The sequence below is a fragment of the Deltaproteobacteria bacterium genome (assembly GCA_026712905.1).
GTDB lineage: Bacteria > Desulfobacterota > Binatia > UBA9968 > JAJDTQ01 > JAJDTQ01.
This window is the reverse complement of sequence record JAPOPM010000106.1, coordinates 1-7,104: the sequence shown is the minus strand read 5'-3', so window position 1 is coordinate 7,104 and position 7,104 is coordinate 1. Positions and strand designations below refer to the sequence as shown.

Sequence of the window (7,104 nt, the reverse complement as noted above, 5' to 3'; positions counted from 1 at the left end):
TGTTTCGTGTACGTGTTGGTGGAACTCAGGGTTTCCTCCAGCGTTTCCCATCAGTGGGTCTGTTCAGATGACGCCCCGCTTCCCTCCAGCGGGTCCCGATGGCCACGGTTCCCCGCCTTCGGCGGTACCATCAGGGCGCTACGACTTCCTGCCCCCGCATGTCCTTCAGTTCATTGTTTTCGCCAGCCGGCTCCGCGGGCTGTTGCCTGCCGGGGTTCGTGCCCGCCCGAGGGCGCTCCCGCCGCCGCGCAGGCGCCGGCGACGGACCGGGGTCTGGATTTCATGCTGGCCGTCCCTCTCCAGCTTCCTTGCCCACGGGCAAGGGCAGGACCTCCCAGGTTCCCTGACGATCCATCCCGTGACTCTGCGCCGGTCCACGACCCCGGACGACCCGTTGCGCCTCGCCTGTAACGGCGCTTCCGGTGCTGCCCCCACACGCTTAACAATAAAGGCGTCATCAGTTTACGGATTTCGAGGTTTCCTCCGCCGCTTTGTCGCCCGCTGTCTACGCTTCACGACGGGCGTTGCCGCACGCCGTGCAAGACTCGCTTCCAGCTGGCGGGCTGCGCCTTTGCCGGGCGGGTGTCGAACCCGCTGGATCGCTACGAAAGGTTTCAGCTCATGGCATCCTCCTTTCCAGGACTTCGCCTGGCGCAATCAGCGTTCGGCCAAGGCCTGCCTGGCGGCGAAGATCGCCACGGTGGAGATGGTTCACCTCAATGCCACGCCGACCCGGGTAAACGTGCGATGGCAGAGTCTGGCCGAACGTGATGTCAAGAACGTGATCAGCGAGGACGAGGCCGAGGCAGAAGCGGGAAGGCTCCGAAAAGCGGGACTCGCGAAACTCCATAAGTTGGGTTTTTCCTGACCACTGGAGTCTGAAATACGTGCGCGGTCCAGCAAAATGCAGACGCCCGGAGGCCGCGCCCAAAGCCTGAGGGGACACCAAGGGCGCCAACGGCACAACCAGCCACCGGAGGTGCATCAGGTCCGACGCGGAAACTCCGCAAGGAGTCGGGATGGGCGATTGTGTCCTGCCCGCGTTCATCGGCCAGAAGAGCCGGCGCCGCGACCATGAGACGTCCCGCCTCGACATGCGGCAGCCGACTCCCGCTCCGCTCTCTCCGCACTTGCCACGGCAGGGAACTCGTTCGCAGCCGCGAAGGAAGCAATGGAGACTGTTGGTTGACAAAGACGCAAGGCCTCACCCGTGTGGCGGGCATGGTCCGCTGACCGCCTGACAATGCAACAGTCTGTACTCGGTACCGTTGGTTGTCTTGCCGCGATGAGTCGAGGGAGCCAGGCCGGCGCCCAAGCCGCTCTCGGTCGTGATCTTCGTGCTATTGTCCTATCCGACAAATCAATCTATTCTAAAAGCGCAATTCCGGTGCTGCTTTGGGAGGCAATAGGGAAATGAGAAAACGGGATATCGGAATCGGGTCGAGAGCAGGTCGCACATTCATGTTGCTCTGCATGTCTGCCGTGTTCTCCGTGGCGATGTATGGTTGTGGCAGCAGAGGTTCATCTCCAGGGACGCCACCTCCGCCGGATACGAGTCAGGCGGATCTGGCCGCCGCGAAGACGGCGGCAATGGAAGCAGCGACGGCGGCCGGTACGGCAGCCGACGCCGCGGAAAGGGCGGTCATGGACCAGGAGGCGAACAAGGCTGCCGATCCAGCCTCCCACGCGGTGGCGAAGGAGGCGGCCACGCTTGCCAGGGCAGCTTCCGATGCGGCAGCGGTGGCTAACACGGCGGCCCAGGCGGCCACGGCGGTGGCTGCCGCCGAGGCGCAGCGGGACATCGCCCGGATGAAGAAGTTGGAGGCCGAGGCGGAGCGGGACAAGGCCATGCAGTATGCGGGCATGGTGGCGGAGGCACAGAGATTGCTGGATGAGGCCGCTGCGGAAGCGAGAGCCTTGGCCGACGCCAAGGACGCCGCCATGGGCGCGGCTGTTGCGGCGCGGACGGCGGCCACCGACGCGCGGGCGGCGGCGGACAAGGTCGCCGAACTCCTAGGCGCCGGTTCCGTTACGGCCATGGCGGCCGATGCCGCGGCCGATGCCGCGGAAGCGGCGGCAAGAGCGGCCGAGGAGGCGGCGGTGAGGGCGCAGGACGACGAGGCGTCCGCCGACGCGATGGCCGAGCAGCGGACCGCGGAGGACAAGAAGACGGAAGCGGAAATGAAGCTCGCGGACGCGCGGGAGTTGCAGCGCCAGGCGCAGGCCGCGCACGATGCGGCCGCCAGGCAGCAGGAAGAGCAGGATATCGCCGCCGCGCGGGACGCCGCGGAGCAGTACAAGGTAGAGGCGCAAGGCCACTACGAGTCGGCGATGGGCAAGGCCGCCATGGCGAGGGAGCGGGCGGCCGCGGCGCGGGCGGCCGCGAACAAGGCCATGCGCGCCCGCACGGACTACCCGAATGCCGACAGGTACGCGGACGTGGCGGAGATGGCCGCGGACGAGGCGGAGGCCGAGCGCGATGCGGCGAAGACGGCCGCTGAGGCCGCCGCTGCCGCCTACATGGCCGCGATGGCGGCAATGACCTCGGATGAGGCGGAGGCCGAGCGCGACAAAGCGATGGCGGCGAACGAGGCCGCCACGGCGAACCATACCGGCGAGATGGGCGCGGGGCCGAAGTACATGGCGGCCGAGGCTGCGGCGGCGAAGGCCGAGGCGTACGCCGGCACGCACGTCCTCGGGTTGTTCGCGGCGGCGAACGCCCAAGACGTGACAGAGCCGGTCGGAGACGATCCCACCACCGATGCCGACGAATCCATGACGGTGGCCGAGGCGAAGGCGGCCGAGGTCGAGTCCATCGGCAGCGCCATGGCGGCCGCTGCGGCCGCGAACCACGGCGACCAGATCGGCGCCGGCAACACCTTTGCCGCCGCGTGGGCCGCGGACACGCCGGACGACCCGAACCGGGATGGTGACCAGTCGGCGGAAGGAATGCTGCAGGTCACCTCCACAATCGGAGGCGGCGCGGCGATCGTGTCTGACACGGTGGGCACGGACGCCAACGGCGACGGCGACTTCGAGGACGCCGGCGACACGGCACCCAACGCCAGGAAGATCGACGGCATCGGGGCCTTCTTGCACGGGTTCAACGTCTCGAGCGGAGGAACGCGCGTGCTGGCCTTCACCGACCGGATGCAGGCCACGGCGGCGGTGACCGCCGTGACGGGTATCACCCTCGACAACGTCGAGGCCGACGCGGCGAAGATCGACAAGCTGGGCACGAAATCGGGCAACGCGTACACCGGCGTGGAATACGATGATGACGGCGACGCCAACACGCCCGCGGTTATGGGAACCCTCACGTGTCCGTCAAGTCCGTCAAGCGCCCCGTGCTCGCTTACCATAAGCGGGGACACCGTGACCGAGATCGAGGGCTACCGGTTCACCGGGAGCAGGGCGGCCGTGGAGGGCAGGGACGCCGATCCCAACGACGACTACCTGCTGTTTGGCATCTGGCTGAACGAGGCGGCGGCCGACGGCGCGGACACCTTCGGGGCGTTCGGGGTCGGCGGCCCGGGCCATGCGTTCACGGCAGGGAATGTGGATGCTCTGGAGGGCACGGCGACGTATGAGGGGAAGGCGGTGGGCGCCCATCACAAGACGGGCGTGGGCATCAACTGGTTCGATGCCGATGCCATGCTGACGGCGAAGTTCGGCGACGAGACCGAGGGGGGGACCATCGAGGGGACCATCAACAACATCAGGGTGAACGGGAGCGAGGCCATGGAAGATCCCATTTACCTGGTGGAGACGACGATTGCGGCCGGCGCGAACGCCTTCGACGGCAATGCCGTGATGGGCATGCAGTCGGGGGCGGGTCAGGCGACACATGATTTCAACGGCACCTGGAGCGGCGGCTTCTTCGGCGACGGCGAGGAAGTCACCGAGCACCCGATGTCCGTGGCGGGCACGTTCGGCGTGACCCGCGAAACGGGAACCGGCGACGACGCGGTGACCGAGAGCTACGTGGGCGCGTTCGGAGCGCACAAGCAGTAGGAAACGGCCAACCCCCTTGTCTTCGGGGATATGGAGACGCAGTGAAAGAGGGCAGTTCCTTGGGCTGCCCTCTTTTTCGTTGTTCTGTCGTTCCCGGGTCTGTACCGGAGAACCTCGCGTTTGTCACCATGAGATAATCGATTCAGAGCTCGGCGTTCGACCAGCCCGCCCTCTCCAGCCGGAGCGCCATCTCCGGAAAGATCCTGGCATGGCCGTTGAGAACCCTGGGCAGGGCGTGGCGCCCGGCGCCCGCGCCGGTCGCGCCAGACCGAGCGGTCCGGACAATTCTCGCGGACGCTGCGTGCGGGATGAGGTGCATCGATCATCGCCATGCTCATGCCTCCCATTAGTGCTGGCCGGTGAGGTCGACGTCGTACGCGTCACCGTCGGCAGCACGCCGATGTGAAGGATCCAGAAACGGGTCAGCGTGGCGCACCGGCGGGCCCGCGAATCGCATGGCGGGCCACGGCTCGGCCCATGGATGAAACCACGTCTACTCTACATCGATGACCCGGCCAACCGCCCCGGCCCGCCAAGATCCGCAACATCCACCAAAAGCGGCGTAGCGGGAGTTCATGCCTGTGGGTGGAGATGTGGCGTGGTCCGCATTCCCGGGACCACCTCAGCTTACCGGGAACCCTCGATTCCCGGATGGATGAAGCACCGGCAAGCCCGAGCGGCGCCAGTGGCAGCCATTCCAGCAGCCGCGGGTCCAGGGGGGGAACCTTTCAACATTCCCACCCCCGGGTGAAGTCCTGGCGCACGGGCCATGCTGTTTCCGATGCCTATACGCGTGGTGTTCGCGGGCTGTCAGAAACGTCACCGGGCCCGTCACCCCGGAACTCGGTCGTCACGAAATACGCAAGCGAACCTCGGTATCCGAATGGGGGAACCGTTTTGTGCGACGGTCCGGGGCGACCACGCCCAAGTCCCGCGCTTCCGCTCGCGCCATCCCGGTTCCGCAAGGTCTCCTTGTGGTTGGGCCATGCCAACATACAGAGCACGAAAATCTACCTGCGCAGTGACTCCGTCGGAAAACTCGAGATCCTCGGCGAGACTCTTCCGCCTTCGATCACCAGAGGAATGTTCAAGGACGCAACCGACCGGGTAATAGCGGTTCTGCAGGAAACTCGAATCCCACGCGAATAATGTTACGTGATGCCGGCCCTGCGGCGCCGCTCCGCAGGGCCGGCATCCCTCTGTTCAACATTATGCGACGTTCAACATTAATGAGCGAGGCGATGCGGCCCCAGGCGGTAGTGCCTTCGTCGTGACCGGCGAACACGGCGTTCTTGCGGTTCAGGGCAACCGGCCGGATGAGGTTCTCGACGCAGTTGGTGTCCATCTCGACGCGTCCGTCCTCGAGGAACACCCGCAGGCCGTCCCAGTGCCGGCGATGGCCTGGCCCAGCTTGCGTCTACAATGTGCCCAACACAGGGCCAGCCTCACCCGTCGGTCCGGGGCGGGCAGCCGGTTGTAGGCGGCATAGCCGTCCACCTGCAGGACGCCACTGAACCCCTTGAGGAAGGTCTCCGCGTGTTCGTCGCCGCGCCCCGGGGCATAGAAGCGCGGCGCCCATCTCGCCTTGCTGTATCGGCCGTGGGGCCTCATCCTGAAGTGCGCGGGTATCAAGAACCTGCGCATCCACGACCTGCGGCATTCCTTTGCCATTAGCGGCCTGCTGGTCGGCGAGGGCCTGCCCATGATCGGGAAGCTGCTCGGTCACAACAGGGTGCAGACCACCGCCCGCTACGCCCACCTCGCCAACGACCCCGTCAAGTCCGCCGCCAACCGCATCTCAAGCAGGATCGCCGAGGTGGCTGGTTGAGGCGCCGGGAGGCGAATGGGCTACAAGGCGCCCACGCCGTCTTGCACCCGCACGATCTTGATTCCCTTCAGGTCAGGGTGAAGTGCACCAGCGCGAAGGTGACCAGGGGCTGGATGTTCCAGATGCATCTGACGATCACCGCGGGGCGTCGACTACGGCCCGGAAGATGAGGATGGTACCGATGGCGTGGACAACGCCGGAGACGGCGAAGCAAACGGCCCGGCCAGGGGCACGCCGCGCCAGACGATGCGGATGCGCGCCGTCTTGCCCTGGAGGTCTACGAACATCAAGCCGGTGACCTGGGTGATCACCGCGCTGACGATAAGGGCGCCGACCTGCGGCGCGCCGAGCCGTCTCGGGATCAGGCTGAGGCTGTAGAAGAGGAAGGGAACAGCGGCGTTGCCGAAACCCGCCAGCGGCGTCCTGCCGCAGCCGGGCGCAACCGTGTCGCTTCACGGCGCGTAATCGTGAACCTGAATACCCGGATACCCTGTTGTAGAAGACCGGCGGGTTTAGAGAAGTTTGACGAGGGCGACGATCAGGCCGCCCTGGGCGATCAGCGCGCCGAACAACCATTTCACAAGGTCGGCCTTCACCGACTCGAGACCTCAGTCAGGCAGTTTCTATCGGTGGACGGCACGGCGTGGCCGATCTCGGCGCCCAAGAGATCCTTGAGGTACTCACCGATCCACTGGCAGCTCATCGTCGGTCATCGCGCTCTCCGGCAGCTCGGCCGGCACCAACTCGACCAACGCCTTCGCCGCTTCGTCTTCGATCCTCGCTTCAGCGGGCATCCCTCTCCTTCATTCCTTGCTCCAGGCGCCGTCCATGGTGGTGAGATTCCGCTTCTTCTCCAAACAGGCGGTGCCGCAGGTGCAACTCCCCTGTACGCCGGCGAAACGGCCTGTTCCGTCCAGCAGCGTGAGCGGCCCGGGTCCGCCGCCGCCCTCCGCCACGGTCCCCGCCTCGCGGGCGCCGGACAGGTACAGGCGCACGTTGTCGTCGGCGATACCGGTCATTGGACTGCATCTGGCAACCCCCGGACGTGTATGGTCCCTCTGTCAGAGAATATAACCTTGCCCTTACCGGTAAGGACGTTTTCGGGCGAGTTCCGGGGTGGGCCGGCAAGCCGAGTTCGCCAGCCTCATGTCGAGAGGCATAGCCGGGAAGTCACTCTTTGGCCGGCTGTTCGAGGAAAGATCGGAAGGTCACGTCCTCCTTACCGCCCACAACACCTTGCCGAGGATGTGTGCGTCCTGGGC

The 7,104-nt window shown here is 66.0% G+C and carries 3 protein-coding genes and 2 pseudogenes; 3 read left to right on the top strand and 2 right to left on the bottom strand.

The features are described 5' to 3' along the window. The first annotated feature begins 358 nt into the window (after positions 1–358). Together OXF11_08285 and OXF11_08280 are read left to right on the top strand one after the other, a co-directional pair. The gene (locus OXF11_08285; protein MCY4487097.1) at positions 359–868 is read left to right on the top strand and encodes a hypothetical protein; all 510 of its coding nucleotides are present in this window, start codon (positions 359–361) and stop codon (positions 866–868) included. 722 nt (positions 869–1,590) lie between these two features. Continuing rightward, positions 1,591–4,014 carry a hypothetical protein gene (locus OXF11_08280; protein MCY4487096.1) on the top strand — a complete coding sequence of 808 codons (2,424 nt, stop codon included), beginning with the start codon at positions 1,591–1,593 and terminating at the stop codon, positions 4,012–4,014. A 1,087-nt stretch (positions 4,015–5,101) separates the two neighbouring features. Here the strand turns inward: OXF11_08280 and OXF11_08275 are convergent. Continuing rightward, a pseudogene (locus OXF11_08275) lies at positions 5,102–5,577 on the bottom strand (transposase). Positions 5,578–5,635: 58 nt separating this feature from the next. On the opposite strand from OXF11_08275, the pseudogene OXF11_08270 reads away from it, so the two are divergent. Next, a pseudogene (locus OXF11_08270) lies at positions 5,636–5,842 on the top strand (tyrosine-type recombinase/integrase). An 803-nt stretch (positions 5,843–6,645) separates the two neighbouring features. Here the strand turns inward: OXF11_08270 and OXF11_08265 are convergent. Continuing rightward, positions 6,646–6,861 carry a hypothetical protein gene (locus OXF11_08265; GenBank protein ID MCY4487095.1) on the bottom strand — a complete coding sequence of 72 codons (216 nt, stop codon included), beginning with the start codon at positions 6,859–6,861 and terminating at the stop codon, positions 6,646–6,648. Between the last annotated feature and the right edge of the window lie 243 nt (positions 6,862–7,104).

Bases quoted from the DNA above. Each gene is read 5' to 3' on its own strand.
- OXF11_08265 (MCY4487095.1), bottom strand. From the start codon at position 6,861: ATGACCGGTATCGCCGACGACAACGTGCGCCTGTACCTGTCCGGCGCC.
- OXF11_08280 (MCY4487096.1), top strand. From the start codon at position 1,591: ATGGAAGCAGCGACGGCGGCCGGTACGGCAGCCGACGCCGCGGAAAGG.